At 56.1% G+C, this 17,514-nt stretch carries 15 protein-coding genes; 7 read left to right on the top strand and 8 right to left on the bottom strand.

From position 1 onward, the window contains the following. Nucleotides 1-165: 165 nt before the first annotated feature. Both ACNQ0W_RS15115 and pepT read right to left on the bottom strand, forming a co-directional pair. The gene (locus ACNQ0W_RS15115; RefSeq protein ID WP_062932018.1) at nucleotides 166-657 is read right to left on the bottom strand and encodes an REP-associated tyrosine transposase; all 492 of its coding nucleotides are present in this window, start codon (nucleotides 655-657) and stop codon (nucleotides 166-168) included. Nucleotides 658-754: 97 nt separating this feature from the next. Continuing rightward, nucleotides 755-1,978 carry a peptidase T gene (pepT, locus tag ACNQ0W_RS15110; RefSeq protein ID WP_417933212.1) on the bottom strand — a complete coding sequence of 408 codons (1,224 nt, stop codon included), beginning with the start codon at nucleotides 1,976-1,978 and terminating at the stop codon, nucleotides 755-757. Nucleotides 1,979-2,215: 237 nt separating this feature from the next. Between pepT and potA the strand changes: the two genes are divergently transcribed. From potA to potD, 4 genes are read left to right on the top strand one after another with little or no spacing between them, the layout of a single operon-like run. Continuing rightward, nucleotides 2,216-3,364, top strand: coding sequence for a spermidine/putrescine ABC transporter ATP-binding protein PotA (potA, locus tag ACNQ0W_RS15105; protein ID WP_162837914.1), 1,149 nt, complete (start codon nucleotides 2,216-2,218; stop codon nucleotides 3,362-3,364). Further along, complete coding sequence (potB, locus tag ACNQ0W_RS15100; protein ID WP_062932020.1) at nucleotides 3,348-4,205, top strand: spermidine/putrescine ABC transporter permease PotB; 858 nt, start codon at nucleotides 3,348-3,350, stop codon at nucleotides 4,203-4,205. The genes potA and potB overlap by 17 nt, the downstream gene beginning before the upstream one ends. Beyond that, the gene (gene potC, locus ACNQ0W_RS15095; protein ID WP_015570805.1) at nucleotides 4,202-4,993 is read left to right on the top strand and encodes a spermidine/putrescine ABC transporter permease PotC; all 792 of its coding nucleotides are present in this window, start codon (nucleotides 4,202-4,204) and stop codon (nucleotides 4,991-4,993) included. Before potB ends, potC begins: the two co-directional genes overlap by 4 nt. Beyond that, nucleotides 4,990-6,024: a spermidine/putrescine ABC transporter substrate-binding protein PotD gene (gene potD / locus ACNQ0W_RS15090; protein ID WP_047051916.1), complete on the top strand. Its 1,035-nt coding sequence runs from the start codon at nucleotides 4,990-4,992 to the stop codon at nucleotides 6,022-6,024. The genes potC and potD overlap by 4 nt, the downstream gene beginning before the upstream one ends. 34 nt (nucleotides 6,025-6,058) lie before the next feature. Here the strand turns inward: potD and cobB are convergent, their stop codons facing one another. The 5 genes from cobB to lolC are packed head-to-tail and all read right to left on the bottom strand — an operon-like array spanning nucleotide 6,059 to nucleotide 10,998. After that, nucleotides 6,059-6,880, bottom strand: a complete 822-nt coding sequence (cobB, locus tag ACNQ0W_RS15085; RefSeq protein WP_062932021.1) for a Sir2 family NAD+-dependent deacetylase — start codon at nucleotides 6,878-6,880, stop codon at nucleotides 6,059-6,061. Nucleotides 6,881-6,894: 14 nt separating this feature from the next. Continuing rightward, nucleotides 6,895-7,806, bottom strand: a complete 912-nt coding sequence (nagK, locus tag ACNQ0W_RS15080) for an N-acetylglucosamine kinase (protein ID WP_062932022.1) — start codon at nucleotides 7,804-7,806, stop codon at nucleotides 6,895-6,897. A 54-nt stretch (nucleotides 7,807-7,860) separates the two neighbouring features. Next, on the bottom strand, nucleotides 7,861-9,105 hold the full coding sequence (gene lolE, locus ACNQ0W_RS15075) for a lipoprotein-releasing ABC transporter permease subunit LolE (protein WP_017384711.1): 1,245 nt from the start codon (nucleotides 9,103-9,105) through the stop codon (nucleotides 7,861-7,863). Then, entirely contained in the window at nucleotides 9,105-9,806 is a 702-nt protein-coding gene (gene lolD / locus ACNQ0W_RS15070) for a lipoprotein-releasing ABC transporter ATP-binding protein LolD (protein ID WP_015570809.1), read from the bottom strand. Before lolD ends, lolE begins: the two co-directional genes overlap by 1 nt. Further along, the gene (gene lolC / locus ACNQ0W_RS15065; protein ID WP_017384712.1) at nucleotides 9,799-10,998 is read right to left on the bottom strand and encodes a lipoprotein-releasing ABC transporter permease subunit LolC; all 1,200 of its coding nucleotides are present in this window, start codon (nucleotides 10,996-10,998) and stop codon (nucleotides 9,799-9,801) included. Before lolC ends, lolD begins: the two co-directional genes overlap by 8 nt. 256 nt (nucleotides 10,999-11,254) lie before the next feature. On the opposite strand from lolC, the gene ACNQ0W_RS15060 reads away from it, so the two are divergent. The 3 genes from ACNQ0W_RS15060 to ldtC all read left to right on the top strand — a co-directional run bounded on the left by ACNQ0W_RS15060 (nucleotide 11,255) and on the right by ldtC (nucleotide 17,030). Further along, nucleotides 11,255-12,328 carry an acyltransferase family protein gene (locus tag ACNQ0W_RS15060; protein WP_116329896.1) on the top strand — a complete coding sequence of 358 codons (1,074 nt, stop codon included), beginning with the start codon at nucleotides 11,255-11,257 and terminating at the stop codon, nucleotides 12,326-12,328. 145 nt (nucleotides 12,329-12,473) lie between these two features. Beyond that, complete coding sequence (mfd, locus tag ACNQ0W_RS15055) at nucleotides 12,474-15,920, top strand: transcription-repair coupling factor (protein WP_062932024.1); 3,447 nt, start codon at nucleotides 12,474-12,476, stop codon at nucleotides 15,918-15,920. Between the two features lie 144 nt (nucleotides 15,921-16,064). Next, nucleotides 16,065-17,030 (top strand): L,D-transpeptidase LdtC, encoded by a 966-nt coding sequence (gene ldtC / locus ACNQ0W_RS15050; RefSeq protein ID WP_023303432.1) that lies wholly within the window; start codon nucleotides 16,065-16,067, stop codon nucleotides 17,028-17,030. 77 nt (nucleotides 17,031-17,107) lie between these two features. On the opposite strand, the gene bhsA is transcribed toward ldtC, so the two are convergent. Then, on the bottom strand, nucleotides 17,108-17,365 hold the full coding sequence (gene bhsA / locus ACNQ0W_RS15045) for a multiple stress resistance protein BhsA (RefSeq protein WP_006809234.1): 258 nt from the start codon (nucleotides 17,363-17,365) through the stop codon (nucleotides 17,108-17,110). Nucleotides 17,366-17,514 lie beyond the last annotated feature (149 nt).

Raw genomic sequence — 17,514 nt, 5'->3', positions numbered from 1 at the left:
GTCTCAGTCCAGGGCATAGCGAGTCTCCTCTTCTATGCCAGTTATAACTGTTACCCATGTATCCGGTCTAAAGTGTTACCCATGTTTCCGGTTCATACCCTGCGCTTACCGGGCCTACGATCGAAATGTAGGCCGGGTAAGGCGTAGCCGCCACCCGGCTTTGTTTTACTTCCGCTCCCCCGCCGCAAAATCCTCAATCTCACCCGCCCAGTCTGCCGGATATAACCCTTCCCGCATGTCCCGATGAAACGTTGAATAGGGCCAGTCGACGACTTTCCCGACATAGCCATGCTTCAGCGGATTGATGTAGACGTAATCCATATGCCGCCGATAATCCTGCTCATTACGAATGGTGTGCTCCCAGAAACGCGGTTGCCAGACGTAGCGCATCTCAATGTTGCGGCTAAACATTTTTTTGATGTCGCGCCAGCGCGCTGAAAAGTCACTGTCCCCTTCCGGCAGGGTCCAGATACAGTGCATATGTTCAGGCAGGATAACCCAGGCGTTAATGGTGAAGGGCTTCGCACGCTTAACCGTGGCGGTAGCGGAACGCAGGCTGTCGATGTGGCGAGTAAGTAAGTCGCTCTGACGGTTTTGCAGATTGACGGTGAAAAACCAGGTCCCACCGGGGATGTAGTGGCGGCGGTAGTTTGACATTGGCACTCCTTGCCCATTGCCCGGTGGCGCTGCGCTTACCGGGCCTACGATCGAAATGTAGGCCGGGTAAGGCGTAGCCGCCACCCGGCATAAAACATTACCGCTTCGCGGTTAACTCCGCTATCCGCACGATCACCTGCACCGCTTTCTCCATCCCTTCCAGCGTCACGAACTCATGCTTGCCGTGGTAGTTATATCCACCGGTAAACAGGTTCGGGCACGGCAGGCCCATAAACGACAGCTGTGAACCATCGGTACCGCCACGGATCGGTTTCATCACCGGCTCGATGTCACAATCGCGCATCGCCTGCTGGGCGATATCAAGAATATGCGGATGCTCCATCACCTTATCGCGCATATTGTAATAGCTGTCTTCGATGATGAGTTCAATATAGCAATCCGGATGTAGCCCCTTGCCGACCTTTTTCGCGATCTCCATCATCTTACGTTTGCGTGCTTCAAAGGCTTTGCGGTCGAAATCGCGGACAATATAGTGCATCTGCGCGCTGTCCACGGTCCCCTTGATGCTGGTCAGATGATAAAAACCCTCATACCCTTCCGTCATCTCCGGGCTCTCTTCGGCGGGCACTTCCGCATGAATACGCGCAGCCAGCGACAGCGCATTCACCATCACCCCTTTCGCAGACCCTGGGTGCACGTTATCCCCGACGATTTTGATCGTTACCGATGCCGCGTTAAAGTTTTCATACTCCAGTTCACCCACGCCGCCACCGTCGACGGTGTAGGCCCACTGCGCGTTAAACGCCTCAACGTCAAAGTGTTTTGCGCCTTTTCCCACCTCTTCATCCGGCGTGAAGGCCACGCGGATATCGCCATGCGGGATATTTTTGCCCTTCAACACCGCCAGCGCCGTCATGATCTCGGCGATGCCCGCTTTGTCATCGGCCCCCAGCAAGGTTTTGCCGTCAGTGGTGATTAACGTCTGCCCCAGCAGCTGATGCAGTACCGGGAACATCACCGGCGACAGCACTTCGTCGCCAATGCCCAGCGCAATATCACCGCCGCGGTAGTTTTCAACAATCTGCGGGTTAACGTGTTTACCGCTAAAATCAGGTGAGGTATCGACATGAGAAATAAAGCCAATTGCCGGGATATCGCCGTCAATATTCGCCAGCAGCGTTCCCATCACGGTCCCTTTTTCGCTGAGCGTGACGTCGACCAGCCCCATGGCCTCCAGCTGCTCTTTCAGCAGATTTAGCAGCTTCCACTGGCCTTCGGTGCTTGGCACCTGTCGGACCCCCGGCTTAGATTGGGTATCCAGCGAAACGTAATGTAAGAAACGCTCAAGTAGTTTATCCATGCAGTCACCCTCACTTTTTGTGACAACATTATCATTAAGCAGCAAAACGCAAATATTGCGTCAGGTCACTTTTATCCCGCAAACGAGAATTTTTTACGTTTATATCGTTGTGCGTTAATAAATGTAGCTTATGAATAAGTGAGAAGGATTGGCGATTCAATGGGTTTGCCGTAGAATGTCCGCCCTCATTACGAGTCACCAAGGTGGTTACACACAAACCCCGCTTCAGTCTGCTGCCTGAGGCGTCTATATGGGACAGCGCGAAAATTGAATACACAACCCCGTTCCCTTTCACCGCTGGTGCAACTGGAACGAATTCGTAAAAGTTTCGATGGCAAAGATGTCATTTCCGACCTTAATCTGACCATCAATGACGGTGAGTTTCTCACGCTGCTCGGCCCCTCCGGCTGCGGCAAAACCACCGTCCTGCGCCTTATCGCCGGGCTGGAAAGCGTCGATAACGGCCATATCCATCTTGAGAACCAGGACATAACCCAGGTTCCAGCCGAAGATCGCCACGTCAATACCGTCTTTCAGAGCTATGCCCTGTTCCCGCACATGACCGTGTTTGAGAACGTGGCGTTTGGCCTGCGGATGCAAAAAACACCGGCCAGCGAGATCCCACCTCGGGTTACCGAAGCCCTGCGCATGGTACAGCTGGAGGCGTTCGCCCAGCGCAAGCCGCATCAACTTTCCGGTGGTCAGCAGCAGCGTGTGGCCATTGCCCGCGCCGTGGTCAACAAACCTCGCCTGCTCCTGCTGGATGAATCCCTCTCCGCGCTGGACTACAAGCTGCGCAAGCAGATGCAGAACGAGCTGAAAGCGCTTCAGCGTAAGCTCGGCATCACGTTCGTGTTTGTCACGCACGATCAGGAAGAAGCCCTGACCATGTCAGACCGTATCGTGGTGATGCGCGACGGCAAGATTGAGCAGGATGGCACCCCGCGTGAAATTTACGAAGAGCCGAAAAACCTGTTCGTCGCCAGCTTTATTGGCGAAATCAATATCTTTAACGCCACGGTGATCGAGCGTCTGGACGAGCAGCGCGTTCGCGCGAACGTGGAAGGCCGCGAATGCAATATTACCGTCAACTTTGCCGTCGAGAAGGGGCAAAAGCTCAACGTCCTGCTGCGCCCGGAAGATCTCCGCGTTGATGAGATCCACGACACGGCTGACGTCGAAGGTCTGATCGGTTACGTTCGCGAACGCAACTACAAAGGGATGACCCTCGAATCCGTTGTGGAACTGGAAAACGGCAAAATGGTGATGGTCAGCGAGTTCTTTAACGAGGACGATCCGGACTTCGACCACTCGCTGGATCAGAAAATGGTCATCAACTGGGTAGAAAGCTGGGAGGTTGTACTGGCTGATGAAGAACACAAGTAAGTTCCAGAATGTGGTGATTGTCACGATCGTCGGTTGGCTTGTGTTGTTTGTCTTTCTACCCAACCTGATGATCATCGTAACCAGCTTCCTGACCCGCGACGACGCGAACTTCGTCGCGATGGTCTTTACGCTGGACAACTACGCGCGCCTGCTCGATCCGCTCTATTTTGACGTGCTGCTGCACTCGCTCAATATGGCGCTGATTGCTACCCTCGCCTGTCTGGTGCTGGGGTATCCATTCGCCTGGTTCCTGGCCCGCCTGCCGCAAAAAGTACGGCCGCTGCTGCTGTTTTTACTGATTGTACCCTTCTGGACCAACTCGTTAATCCGCATCTACGGGCTGAAAATCTTCCTCAGCACCAAAGGTTATCTGAACGAGTTTCTGCTGTGGCTGGGGGTGATCGAGACGCCGATCCGCATCATGTTCACCCCGGGCGCGGTGATTATCGGCCTGGTCTATATCCTGCTGCCGTTTATGGTGATGCCGCTCTACTCCAGCATTGAAAAGCTCGATAAACCGCTGCTGGAAGCGGCGAAAGACCTGGGTGCCAGTAAGTTACAAACCTTTGTCCGCATCATTATTCCGCTGACCATGCCGGGTATTATCGCCGGCTGTCTGCTGGTCATGCTGCCTGCGATGGGCCTGTTCTACGTATCGGACCTGATGGGCGGGGCGAAAAACCTGCTGATCGGTAACGTGATTAAGAGCCAGTTCCTGAATATCCGCGACTGGCCGTTCGGCTCGGCCACCAGCATAACGCTGACGGTGGTGATGGGGCTGATGCTGCTGGTTTACTGGCGTGCCTTACGCCTGCTGAATAAGAAGGTGGAGCTGGAATGATCGGTCGACTGCTTCGCGGCGGTTTTATGACCGCCATTTATGCGTATCTCTATATTCCGATAATCATTTTGATCGTGAACTCCTTTAACAGCTCACGCTTCGGGATCAACTGGCAAGGGTTTACCACCAAATGGTATGGCCTGCTGATGAACAATGACAGCCTGCTACAGGCCGCTCAGCACTCGCTGACGATGGCGGTATTTTCTGCCACCTTCGCGACGCTGATTGGCTCACTGACCGCCGTGGCGCTGTACCGCTACCGTTTTCGCGGTAAGCCGTTCGTCAGTGGCATGCTGTTTGTGGTGATGATGTCCCCGGATATCGTGATGGCCATTTCACTGCTGGTGCTGTTTATGCTGCTGGGCGTCCAGCTCGGTTTCTGGTCGCTGCTGTTCTCGCATATCACCTTCTGTCTGCCGTTTGTGGTGGTAACCGTCTACGCGCGTCTGAAAGGGTTCGACGTACGCATGCTGGAAGCGGCGAAAGATCTGGGTGCGAGCGAGATGACCATTCTGCGCAAAATCATTCTGCCGCTGGCGATGCCCGCCGTGGCAGCAGGATGGCTGCTCAGCTTTACCCTGTCGATGGACGACGTGGTCGTGTCCTCCTTCGTCACCGGGCCGAGCTATGAAATTCTGCCGTTGAAGATCTACTCAATGGTTAAAGTCGGTGTTTCACCCGAAGTGAACGCGCTGGCGACTATTCTGTTGGTGTTATCGCTGGTTCTGGTAATTGCCAGCCAGGTTATTGCTCGTGATAAAACAAAATCTCAGGGGACACAGAAATGAAAAAAATGCTTGCCGCTGCGGCACTGGTGCTCGGAATGGGCGCCGCGCATGCTGATGACAGCAAAACGCTCTATTTCTACAACTGGACCGAGTATGTGCCGCCGGGCCTGCTGGAGCAGTTCACCAAAGAGACGGGCATCAAGGTGATCTATTCGACCTACGAGTCGAATGAAACCATGTACGCCAAGCTCAAAACCTATAAAGATGGCGCGTATGACCTGGTGGTGCCGTCGACCTATTTCGTCGACAAGATGCGCAAAGAAGGCATGATCCAGAAGATCGACAAAACGAAGCTAACCAATTTTTCAAACCTCGATCCTGAGATGCTAAACAAGCCGTTCGACCCGAACAACGACTACTCCATTCCGTACATCTGGGGCGCGACGGCAATTGGCGTCAACAGCGATGCCATTGATCCAAAAACGGTTTCATCCTGGGCTGACCTGTGGAAGCCGGAATACAAAAGCAGCCTGCTGTTAACCGACGATGCGCGCGAAGTGTTCCAGGTTGCGCTGCGTAAACTCGGCTATTCTGGTAACACCACCGATCCGAAAGAGATCGAAGCGGCGTATAACGAACTGAAAAAGCTGATGCCAAACGTGGCGGCGTTCAACTCGGATAACCCGGCTAACCCGTATATGGAAGGTGAAGTGAATCTGGGGATGGTCTGGAACGGCTCTGCGTTTGTGGCGCGTCAGGCCGGGACGCCGCTGGAGGTGGTCTGGCCGAAAGAGGGCGGCATCTTCTGGATGGACAGCCTCGCGATCCCGGCGAATGCGAAAAACGTCGAGGGCGCCCTGAAGCTGATCAATTTCCTGCTGCGCCCGGATGTGGCAAAACAGGTGGCGGAAACTATCGGCTACCCGACGCCAAACCTGGCCGCGCGGAAGCTGCTCAGCCCTGAAGTGGCGAATGATAAATCGCTTTATCCGGACGCTGAAACCATCAGCAAAGGGGAATGGCAGAACGACGTCGGTGACGCGAGCCGCCTGTATGAAGAGTATTATCAGAAGCTAAAAGCAGGCCGTTAATGCATAACGGGCGACGCAATGTCGCCCGTTACTCTTACAGCCCCTTCAGGAGTTTATCCACAAAGGCTGGCACCACCTCGCTCGCCAGACCGTAATGTTTCTCTTCAAACTCGCTCCCGACCTGGCTTGGCTCCAGATTGAGTTCCACCGTATGAGCACCTTGCAGTCGCGCTTCGTGAACAAATCCCGCCGCCGGATAGACATGTCCCGAAGTACCAATGGCGATAAAGACGTCCGCCATGGCCAGGGCGCTGTAGATCTCATCCATTCCCAGCGGCATTTCGCCAAACCAGACCACATACGGACGCAGACGCGAAGGGAACTGACAGCAGTGGCAGCGGTCTTCGTCCAGCACGTCCTCTTTCCACTCCAGCACCTGACCACTCCATGCGCACCGCACCTTGAGCAGTTCGCCGTGCATGTGAATGATGTTGTGGTTTCCGGCCCTTTCGTGAAGATTGTCGATGTTCTGCGTGACCAGCAGAAAACGATCCCCCAGCGCTTCCTCCAGCTTTGCCAGCGCCAGGTGCGCCGCATTCGGCGCAATCTCCGGCTGCTGAAGCTGGCGACGGCGGGCGTTGTAGAACGCCTGCACCAGCGCCGGGTCGCGGGCGAAACCTTCCGGCGTCGCCACATCTTCAACTCGGTGTTCTTCCCACAGTCCGTCCGCCGCGCGGAAGGTCTGAATACCGGATTCGGCGGAGATCCCCGCCCCGGTCAACACCACCACTCTGGGTTTATCCATCGCTTCTGGCATCATCCTGTCTCTGAAAAAGATCCGCTGACGCAGGCGTTCACGTAAGCGGCGTTTATTTTTGCGAAAACGGCTGAGTCGACCCTGGCGACGCGACAGCATAATAACCTCGTAAACTAATCGGTGAGATGAAGGAATGCGGCTCCGCGCATGCCTCCTGCGTCCCCGTGTCGCGCACGCTCAATGCGCGGCACGCGGGCGACCGGCAATAAATGTCGGGGCAGACGCCCGGACAACTGTTCCGTAATCGCAGTGAAATTTGACAGCCCTCCCCCGAGCACCAGCAGATCCGGATCGACGATGGTCAGGATATTCCCCAGGCACACGGCCAGCAGGTCGAGATAGCGTTCAACATGCTCTCGCGCCTGCGCATCCCCTTGTTCCCACAGGGTAATGATTTGGGGGGCGTCATGTTTCTGATGATAGAAGTGTTCATAAAGCCATGCAAACCCACGGCCTGAAAGGTAACTCTCAATACAACCGTGCTGACCACATCCGCAGCGGATCAACGGGAAATCACGTCCGACAACATCCAGCGCATCCACCGACAGACGGATATGACCAAATTCGCCGGTAATGTAGCTGCGCCCGGTAATGGGCTTACCGTTAATGACTATCCCGCCCCCCACGCCGGTTCCGAGGATCAGCCCCATCACCAGCGGATAGCGACGAAACTCGTCGTCCCAGGCCTCTGAGAGGGCAAAACAGTTGGCATCGTTGTCTAAGCGCACGTCGCGCTCAAGGAGAGCAGAGAGATCGGCACGCAGCGGTTTGCCGCTGGCGGCAGGAACGTTGGCGGCATACAGCGTGCCGTCATCGGTTTCGGGCATACCCGGAATACCAATGCCGACGCTGCCTTTGACGCCAAAGCGTTCATCCGCTTGCGCCACCAGCGCGGCGATGGCGGTTAAAAATTCATCGTAGCTTTCGCGCGGCGTGGGTACGCGGGTTTCCCATTGCAGCTTAAGGTCTTTATCGAACACGCCGAGCGCAATCTTGGTGCCGCCAATATCAAATCCGTAATACATGATGCATTCCTCTGTTTGATTCAGCGGCCAAAAGACCGCTAAACCATGACGAAATTACTGGCCACTTAATACCCTCGCCGGGTCAATTCGGCTTGCGCGACGCGCCGGATACCAGCTTGCCAGCAGACTCAGTAAAAGTGCTGTAACCAGCACATAAATAACGTCCAGCCAGTGCAGTTCAGACGGCAGGAAGTCAATAAAATAGATATCGCCTGACAGGAACTGATGGCCAATAAGCGCTTCAATCCCGTTGATAATCGGCGTCAGCTGAAGGGAAACCACCACGCCGATCGCCACACCGCAAAGGCTGCCAAACAGCCCCGCCAGCAAACCGTACCAGACGAAGATGGCGCGAATAAGACCGTCTTTCGCCCCTAAGGTACGCAGCACGGCGATGTCGCCGCTCTTATCCTTAACGGCCATCACCAGCGTCGAGACGATATTAAAACACGCCACCCCAATCACCAGCACCATCGCCAGATACATAATCGCGCGGATCATCTGGATATCACGGTACATATACCCGTAAGTGCCGATCCAGCTTTTGATGTAGACATAGTTATTGGTCACGCTGCCGGCGTCACGCACCAGTTTATTGGCGTTGAAGACGTCGTTAACCTTAATGGCAATGCCCGTCACGCTGTCGCTCATATCGAGATACTGGCGCGCATCTTCCAGCGGCACCATCGCGAAGCTGTGATCGAGCTGGCCGCTCAGCTGCAAAATACCGGTGACGTGCAGACGTACGCGCTTAGGCTGCTGCAATTTGTGATCGGCGCTGGCGTTCGGGATCATGATCGAGACCCAGTCGCCCTGCTTCACCTTCAGCGCATCGGCAACGCCTTTGCCCATGATGATCTGCTGCTCGCCAGCCTTAAAGTTTGCCCATGCGCCATTTTGCACATAGCGCGGCAGCGCGCTCAGACGCTCTTCCTGACGAGGATTTACCCCTTTCACCTGAATGGCGCGCAGGTTTACACCGCTCTCTACCAGCCCGGTAAAGTTGATGTAAGGTGCAGCCGCCGCAATGCCGGGCACCTTTTCCACTTTGTTAAGAGCATCACGCCAGCTGGACCACGGCTGATTAACCGGCTCGATTTCACCGTGGGGAACAACAGCCAGAATGCGGTTATTCAGTTCACGCTCAAAGCCATTCATGGCGCTTAAACCCACGATCAACACCGCCACACCCAGGGCGATACCGATGGTGGAGATCACGGAGATAAGGGATACCATTCCGCTCCGGCGACGACCGCGGCTAAAGCGTAACCCGATGAGTAACGATAACGGTGAAGCCATTACTCCGCTCCCATCAGCGTCAGCTCTGCATTCAGACGACCGTCGCGCATTTCCAGCTGACGCCCCATCCGCTTAGCCAGTTGTAAATCGTGGGTGACCACCAGAAACGCGGTTCCCTGCGCGGCGTTCAGTTCACCGAGAAGCTGGAAAATGCTGTCTGCGTTACGCGCATCGAGGTTACCTGTCGGTTCATCCGCCAGCACCAGGCGCGGGTTGTTGACCAGCGCACGGGCGATGGCCACACGCTGACGCTCGCCGCCGGAAAGCTCAGACGGACGGTGATTCCCGCGATGACCCAGCCCTACCGCTTTTAGCATGTCGCTGGCGCGGGCATTAATTTCCGCAGGTTTCTTTTTACCAATCAGCAGCGGCATTGCGACATTTTCCAGCGCCGTAAAGTCCGGCAGCAAATGGTGGAACTGATAGATAAAGCCCAGCTCGCGGTTACGCAGCTCGGCTTTCGCCGTAGACGACATTTTACTCAGCGGCTGCCCGGAGAAGATCACATCGCCTTCGGTTGGCGTGTCCAGCCCGCCAAGCAGATGCAGCAACGTACTTTTACCGGAGCCGGAGCTGCCGACAATCGCCATCATCTCGCCTTCGCCCACGCTAAAACTCACATTGTGCAACACGTCGGTCTGCACAGTGCCTTCCTGATAGCGTTTGGACAGGTTGTCGCACTGCAACAGGATCTTATTCATAACGTAAAGCCTCAGCGGGTTGAGTGGCGGCAGCCCGCCAGGAAGGATAAAGCGTAGAAAGCAGCGCAATGGCCATCGCGGCCAGCGCAATACCGACCACCTGGAGCGGCTCGATAGCCACCGGCAGCGCCGCGCCATCAAGCAGCGCGCCGATAATCGGCATGAGATTGTTGAGCTGGCTGGCGAGCAGCGCCCCCAGCGCCGCGCCGAGCAGCGCGCCAATGATGCCAGCGCTGGCGCCCTGGACCATAAATACCGCCATGATCTGGCGCGGAGTCAGCCCCTGGGTTTGCAGAATGGCGACTTCGCCTTGCTTCTCCATCACCATCAGCCCGAGCGAGGTGATGATATTAAACGCGGCAACGGCCACGATCAGGCTCAGTAGCAGCCCCATCATGTTTTTCTCCATGCGCACGGCCTGGAACAGTTCGCCCTTCCGGTCGCGCCAGTCCTGCCATTTCGTCCCTTCCGGTAGCGTCTGCTGGCTAAGGGTATCCACCTTCAGCGGCGCATCAAGCCACAGACGCCAGCCGGTGATATTTCCCGCCGGGTAGCGCATCAGACGCGAGGCGTCCTGAATGTTCACCAGCATCTGGTAACCATCAACTTCGCTGTTCGCCGCAAACGTGCCAATCACGTTGAACAGGCGCTGGCTTGGCAGACGCCCCATCGGCGTAAACTGACTGGCTGACGGCACCATCACACGCAGCTGATCGCCACGGTTGACCCCGAGCTGCCCGGCAAGCTGCTCGCCAAGGATGACGTTGTATTTACCCGCTTCCAGGTCGGTTTGTTTCACATTGACCAGGAACGGCGTCAGCGGATCTTTTTGCGCCGGATCGATACCCAGCATCACCCCGACCGCCACGCTGCGGGCGCTTTGCAGCACCACATCGCCCGTCGTGAGTGGCGCAACGCGCGTGACACCCTGTAACTTCACCGCGCTTTCCGGCAGCTGTTGCGGGTTAACGGAACCCTGAGTGGAAGAGAGAACGGCCTGCGGCATCAGCCCCAGAATATTGTTTTGCAGCTCGCGCTCGAAACCATTCATGACGGAAAGCACCGTCACCAGTGCCATCACGCCAAGCGTAATGCCAATAGTCGAAAGCCAGGAGACAAAGCGACCGAAGCGGTCCGCGGCGCGCCCACGCATGTAACGTAAGCCTATGAAGAGTGCGACAGGTTGATACATGAAATCCGTCTGTTTGCTGATAGCAGACCCACGAGTATATAAGCGAATCCGCTAAGCGTAAATGACTGAAACCGTAAGATTCGGTAATCATTTTTCCGAAAAATTCAGATAAATCATCATGCTACTGACTGAACTTCCGCCAGACAGCCTCCACCTTTTCCGAAAATCGTCCTGATACAGACTGTTACCCGTTACATCAGGGTTTCATTTTACAACAATTGGCGTTTCGTTTATGGCAACAAGGTCGTCACGCACAATGAAACAAAAAGCATTATGGATTAACCAGATAAAAGGTCTGTGCATCTGCCTGGTGGTGATTTACCACTCGGTGATCACCTTTTATCCTCACCTGGACGGGCTACAGCATCCGTTATCGGGCCTGCTCGCCAAATGCTGGGTCTACTTTAATCTTTACCTTGCTCCGTTCCGTATGCCGGTGTTTTTCTTTATCTCCGGCTATTTGATCCGTCGATATATTGACGAGGTGAACTGGCGCTCCAGTCTCGACAAGCGGATCTGGAGCATTGTCTGGGTTTTGGCCCTGTGGGGCGTCCTGCAATGGCAGGCGCTGACCCATCTGAATGCCTGGCTCGCCCCCGAGCGAGAACTGGCGACGTCATCCAATGCGGCCTACGCCGATTCCGTTTCAGGGTTTGTACTGGGAATGCTCACGGCCAGCACCAGCCTGTGGTATTTGTACGCGTTAGTGGTCTACTTTACGCTCTGTAAGCTGCTGAGCCGCTGGAAACTGCCGATGCTGGGGCTTCTGGCGCTGGCAAGCATCGCCATCAACTTCCTGCCGTTACCGTGGTGGGGAATGAACAGCGTGGTGCGCAACATGGTCTACTACAGCCTCGGCGCATGGTACGGCGCACAGTTGATGGCGTGGATGAAAGGGATGAATTTGCGCCGCAGCTGGCTGATCCTCATCGCCTCTGGTGCGGTGTCGGTGGTGCTGTGGTTCGCTAACGTCCCTCTGCCGCTCTCTCTGCTGTCAATCGTGGTTATCATGAAGCTCTTTTACAGCTTCGAGCAGCGTTATGCCGTTCATCCCAATAATCTGCTGAACGTCATCGGTTCAAACACCATCGCGATTTATACCACCCACCGCATTTTAATTGAGGCGTTTAGCCTGCTCCTGATCCGCGAAATGAATGCGGCGTACTGGCCGATCTGGGCGGAGTTAACGCTGATTCTGGTCTATCCGTTTATCAGCCTGCTCGTCTGCACGCTGGTTGGGCTGGGGGCACGTAAGCTCTCGACCGCCCTCTTTGGCGATCTTTTCTTCTCCCCTCCCGCGCGGCTTTCGCCACAGACTGCTACCCGTTAATCTCCTCGGCCCCCATCCGGGGGCACTTTCCCTCTTGTGCGGTTACGATTTGCTTATGCATAACGATCGAGGATAATAAAGACATTGCGTATCAGTGATATGCCCCAATACTGTTGGTATATCCCCAAGAGACTCTGACATAGCCATGCCTGAACACTATCGTTTTTCCTTGCCTGTAAAAGCAGGTGACCAACGCCAGCTGGGCGAACTGACAGGCGCGGCCTGCGCCACGCTGGTGGCAGAAATTGCCGAGCGGCATCCAGGGCCGGTGGTGCTGGTTGCCCCGGACATGCAAAACGCCCTGCGCCTGCACGACGAAATTCGTCAGTTCACCGACAGTCTGGTATTCAGCCTGGCCGACTGGGAAACGCTTCCCTACGACAGTTTCTCTCCGCACCAGGAGATCATCTCTTCGCGCCTGTCGACGCTGTATCAGCTTCCCACCATGCAGCGCGGTGTGCTGATTGTGCCGGTGAATACCCTGATGCAGCGCGTCTGTCCGCACAGCTATTTGCATGGCCATGCGCTGGTGATGAAAAAAGGCCAGCGCCTGTCGCGCGATGCCCTGCGCGTGCAGCTGGACGGAGCCGGCTATCGACATGTCGACCAGGTGATGGAGCACGGCGAATACGCGACGCGTGGTGCGCTGCTTGATCTCTATCCGATGGGCAGCGATCGGCCATATCGTCTGGATTTCTTCGATGATGAGATCGACAGCCTGCGCGTGTTCGACGCCGACACCCAGCGCACGCTGGAGGAAGTGGACTCCATTAATCTGCTGCCCGCCCATGAGTTCCCGACGGATAAAACCGCCATCGAACTGTTCCGCAGCCAGTGGCGAGACAGGTTCGACGTGAAGCGCGATGCCGAACATATCTACCAGCAGGTCAGCAAGGGCACCCTTCCGGCCGGGATCGAGTACTGGCAGCCCCTGTTCTTTAACGAACCGCTGCCGGCGCTGTTCAGCTACTTCCCGGCGAATACGCTGATTGTTAACACCGGGGATATCGACGCCAGTGCCAGCCGCTTTGAAAGCGAAACGCGCGCCCGCTTTGAAAATCGGGGCGTTGACCCGATGCGTCCGCTGCTGCCACCGGACATGCTGTGGCTACGTACCGACGAGCTCAACGCCGAACTGAAGCGCTGGCCGCGCATGCAGCTCAAAACCGACGCGCTTGCCGAGAAAGCAGCGAACACCAATCTCGCGTTCCGGACACTGCCTGACCTGGCCGTCCAGGCGCAGCAGAAATCCCCGCTTGATAATCTGCGTAAGTTTCTTGAGTCCTTCACCGGGCCGGTGGTCTTCTCCGTTGAAAGTGAAGGTCGCCGTGAAGCACTGGGTGAACTGCTGGGACGGATCAAAGTCGCGCCGAAGCGCATTCTTCGTCTGAGCGAAGCGACCGGAAATGGCCGTTACCTGATGATCGGCGCCGCCGAGCACGGATTCATTGATACGCTCAACAACCTGGCGTTGATTTGTGAAAGCGACCTGCTGGGCGAGCGCGTCGCGCGCCGTCGTCAGGACAGCCGCCGCACCATCAACCCGGACACCCTGATCCGCAACCTGGCCGAACTGCACCCCGGTCAGCCGATCGTTCACCTGGAACACGGTGTGGGTCGCTATCAGGGGATGACCACCCTCGAAGCAGGCGGCATCAAAGGTGAATACCTGATGCTGACCTACGCCAACGACGCCAAACTGTATGTGCCGGTGTCGTCCCTGCATCTGATCAGCCGCTACGCCGGAGGCGCGGAAGAGAATGCGCCGCTGCACAAGCTGGGCGGCGATGCCTGGGCGCGCGCGCGCCAGAAGGCGGCAGAAAAAGTACGCGACGTGGCCGCCGAGCTGCTGGATATTTACGCCCAGCGTGCGGCCAAAGAGGGCTATGCGTTTAAGCATGATAAAGAGCAGTACCAGCTGTTCTGCGACAGCTTCCCGTTTGAAACTACGCCGGATCAGGCCCAGGCCATCAACGCCGTGCTGAGCGACATGTGCCAGCCGCTGGCCATGGACCGCTTGGTCTGCGGTGACGTGGGCTTTGGCAAAACCGAAGTGGCGATGCGCGCCGCTTTCCTGGCGGTGGAAAACAACAAGCAGGTGGCGGTGCTGGTGCCGACTACCCTCCTCGCCCAGCAGCACTTCGACAACTTCCGCGACCGCTTCGCCAACTGGCCGGTACGCATAGAGATGCTGTCGCGTTTTCGCAGCGCCAAAGAGCAGACGCAGATCCTGGAACAGGCCAGTGAAGGCAAAATTGATATTCTGATCGGCACTCACAAGCTGCTGCAAAGCGACGTGAAGTGGAAAGATCTGGGGCTGCTGATCGTCGACGAAGAGCACCGCTTCGGGGTGCGCCACAAAGAGCGCATCAAAGCGATGCGCGCCAACGTCGACATTCTGACCCTGACCGCAACGCCGATCCCGCGCACCCTGAACATGGCGATGAGCGGCATGCGCGATCTGTCGATAATCGCCACCCCACCGGCGCGCCGTCTGGCGGTGAAAACCTTTGTTCGCGAGTACGACAATCTGGTGGTGCGCGAGGCGATCCTGCGCGAAGTGCTGCGCGGCGGCCAGGTGTATTACCTGTATAACGACGTTGAAAATATTCAGAAAGCCGCCGACAGGCTGGCAGAGCTGGTACCGGAAGCGCGCATCGCCATTGGTCACGGCCAGATGCGCGAGCGCGAGCTTGAGCGGGTGATGAACGATTTCCACCATCAGCGTTTCAACGTGCTGGTGTGTACCACCATCATTGAGACCGGGATCGACATTCCAACGGCGAACACCATCATCATCGAACGCGCGGATCACTTCGGCCTGGCCCAGCTGCACCAGCTGCGCGGGCGCGTCGGGCGTTCACACCATCAGGCCTACGCCTGGCTGCTGACGCCGCATCCGAAGGCGATGACCACCGACGCGCAAAAGCGTCTGGAAGCTATCGCCTCGCTGGAAGATCTGGGCGCTGGCTTTGCGCTGGCGACCCACGACCTGGAGATCCGCGGCGCCGGTGAGCTGCTGGGTGAAGACCAGAGCGGCTCCATGGAAACCATCGGTTTCTCGCTGTATATGGAGCTGCTGGAAAATGCCGTCGACGCGCTTAAAGCAGGACGTGAACCGTCTCTGGAAGATCTCACCAGCCAGCAGACCGAAGTGGAACTGCGCATGCCTTCTCTGCTGCCGGATGATTTTATTCCTGACGTGAATACCCGTCTGTCGTTCTACAAACGCATTGCCAGCGCGAAAAGCGAAGGCGAGCTGGAAGAGATCAAAGTCGAACTGATTGACCGTTTTGGGATATTGCCCGATGCGGCGCGCAACCTGCTGGATATTGCCCGCCTGCGTCAGCAGGCGCAGAAGCTGGGCATTCGCAAGCTTGAAGGCAATGAGAAAGGCGGCGTCATTGAGTTTGCCGAGAAGAACCACGTCGATCCGATGTGGCTGATTGGCCTCCTGCAAAAACAGCCGCAGCATTTCCGTCTTGATGGCCCGACTCGCCTGAAATTTACTCAGGATCTGACGGAACGTAAAACCCGCATGGACTGGGTGCGTAACTTTATGCGTCAGCTGGAAGAGAACGCCATCGCATAACGGTTTCCCCGCCAGCGCCCGGCTGGCGGGGGGACAATTTACAAACTCTTTGCACTTCGCCCGAACTTCCCGACTATACATTCGCCATAATTATCATTAACGCCTTATAAAACAATAACCTTATCATTTGTATGGATTATGATAATGATGATTTCTTCGCGTTTTACCCGCTGGTTAACTCTGTTTGCGCTGGCCGCGACGGTTGCCGTCGCGCTCCCTGCTCGCGCCAATACCTGGCCTCTTCCGCCTGCCGGCAGCAACGTCGTAGGTGAAAACCGCTTTCACGTGGTTGAAAACGATGGCGGTTCGCTGGAAGCGATTGCCAAAAAATATAACGTCGGGTTCCTGGCGCTGTTGCAGGCCAACCCGGGGGTAGATCCGTACGTGCCCCGGGCGGGCAGCGTACTGACGATCCCGCTGCAAACCATCCTGCCGGACGCGCCGCGTCAGGGCATTGTGATTAACCTCGCCGAGCTGCGTCTGTATTACTACCCGCCGGGCAAGAACGAAGTGACCGTCTACCCTATCGGTATTGGTCAGCTGGGGGGCGATACGCTCACGCCTACCATGGTCACCACCGTCTCTGATAAGCGCGCTAATCCTACCTGGACCCCGACGGCAAACATTCGCGCCCGTTATAAAGCTCAAGGTATCGACCTGCCCGCCGTGGTGCCTGCTGGTCCGGATAACCCAATGGGGCACCATGCAATTCGCCTGGCGGCATACGGTGGGGTTTATCTTCTGCACGGAACGAATGCGGATTTCGGGATCGGGATGCGCGTCAGCTCCGGCTGCATTCGCCTGCGCGATGACGATATCAAAACGCTCTACCGCGTGATCGCCCCTGGCACGAAAGTGAATATCATCAATACGCCGATTAAAGTGTCTGAAGAGCCGGGTGGCGTCCGTCTGGTTGAGATCCACCAGCCGCTATCGAAAAACATCAATGACGATCCGCAGACGCTGCCGATTAATCTGAATGCCTCGATGGTGAGTTTTAAAACGAATGCCAACACCGATGGCGCGGTGATGGAGCGGGCGATGGAAGCGCGCTCGGGGATGCCAACCGATGTCACGCGGCATCATGAGGTTGCTCAGCAGTCAATGTAAAGCAGTAATAACGACAAACGCCCTGCATCAGCAGGGCGTTTTTTATTGCAGTGGCATAACGGAGGGTTGCGTTACGCTTATTTGTAGATAACTGCGGTACCGTGCAAGGTGTTAGGACCGGTCACAGAGGTGATGCGGAATGATTTCGCACCCATTTCGTCAGCTTTTTGCGCCAGCTGATCTTCCAGAGAGCCCAGGTTAGTCCCGGCAGTGGCAGAGATGGTACCGACTTTCTGCTGGTCTGCTGGCGTGGATTGCACTTCAACAGCAGCGAAGCTTGCGAAAGAGAGTGAGCTCAGAACGGCGGCAGCGATGAGGGTTTTAACGTTTTTCATGATTTTATACCTTTAGGCAGATGATGTAGTGGTCGTTAGTTATTTAGTTAACGATCGATAGGTAAATGATAGATGTGATCCAGGTCACACGTCAACTCATTTTTATAATGGTCGTTAAATTAATTTCATTTGCCTTATATTTCATAAAG

This window comes from Enterobacter cloacae complex sp. 6730903, from assembly GCF_048283985.1.
In the GTDB taxonomy this organism is placed as follows: domain Bacteria; phylum Pseudomonadota; class Gammaproteobacteria; order Enterobacterales; family Enterobacteriaceae; genus Enterobacter; species Enterobacter hormaechei_C.
Note: the sequence above shows the minus strand (reverse complement) of the source record. Positions and strands in the feature narration are given on the sequence as shown.

Excerpts from the sequence above, each read along its gene's own strand:
- ACNQ0W_RS15115 (WP_062932018.1), bottom strand. The coding sequence starts at position 657 with ATGTCAAACTACCGCCGCCACTACATCCCCGGTGGGACCTGGTTTTTC.
- pepT (WP_417933212.1), bottom strand. The coding sequence starts at position 1,978 with ATGGATAAACTACTTGAGCGTTTCTTACATTACGTTTCGCTGGATACC.
- potB (WP_062932020.1), top strand. The coding sequence starts at position 3,348 with ATGAAGAACACAAGTAAGTTCCAGAATGTGGTGATTGTCACGATCGTC.
- potC (WP_015570805.1), top strand. The coding sequence starts at position 4,202 with ATGATCGGTCGACTGCTTCGCGGCGGTTTTATGACCGCCATTTATGCG.
- potD (WP_047051916.1), top strand. The coding sequence starts at position 4,990 with ATGAAAAAAATGCTTGCCGCTGCGGCACTGGTGCTCGGAATGGGCGCC.
- cobB (WP_062932021.1), bottom strand. The coding sequence starts at position 6,880 with ATGCTGTCGCGTCGCCAGGGTCGACTCAGCCGTTTTCGCAAAAATAAA.
- nagK (WP_062932022.1), bottom strand. The coding sequence starts at position 7,806 with ATGTATTACGGATTTGATATTGGCGGCACCAAGATTGCGCTCGGCGTG.
- lolE (WP_017384711.1), bottom strand. The coding sequence starts at position 9,105 with ATGGCTTCACCGTTATCGTTACTCATCGGGTTACGCTTTAGCCGCGGT.
- lolD (WP_015570809.1), bottom strand. The coding sequence starts at position 9,806 with ATGAATAAGATCCTGTTGCAGTGCGACAACCTGTCCAAACGCTATCAG.
- lolC (WP_017384712.1), bottom strand. The coding sequence starts at position 10,998 with ATGTATCAACCTGTCGCACTCTTCATAGGCTTACGTTACATGCGTGGG.
- ACNQ0W_RS15060 (WP_116329896.1), top strand. The coding sequence starts at position 11,255 with ATGAAACAAAAAGCATTATGGATTAACCAGATAAAAGGTCTGTGCATC.
- mfd (WP_062932024.1), top strand. The coding sequence starts at position 12,474 with ATGCCTGAACACTATCGTTTTTCCTTGCCTGTAAAAGCAGGTGACCAA.
- ldtC (WP_023303432.1), top strand. The coding sequence starts at position 16,065 with ATGATGATTTCTTCGCGTTTTACCCGCTGGTTAACTCTGTTTGCGCTG.
- bhsA (WP_006809234.1), bottom strand. The coding sequence starts at position 17,365 with ATGAAAAACGTTAAAACCCTCATCGCTGCCGCCGTTCTGAGCTCACTC.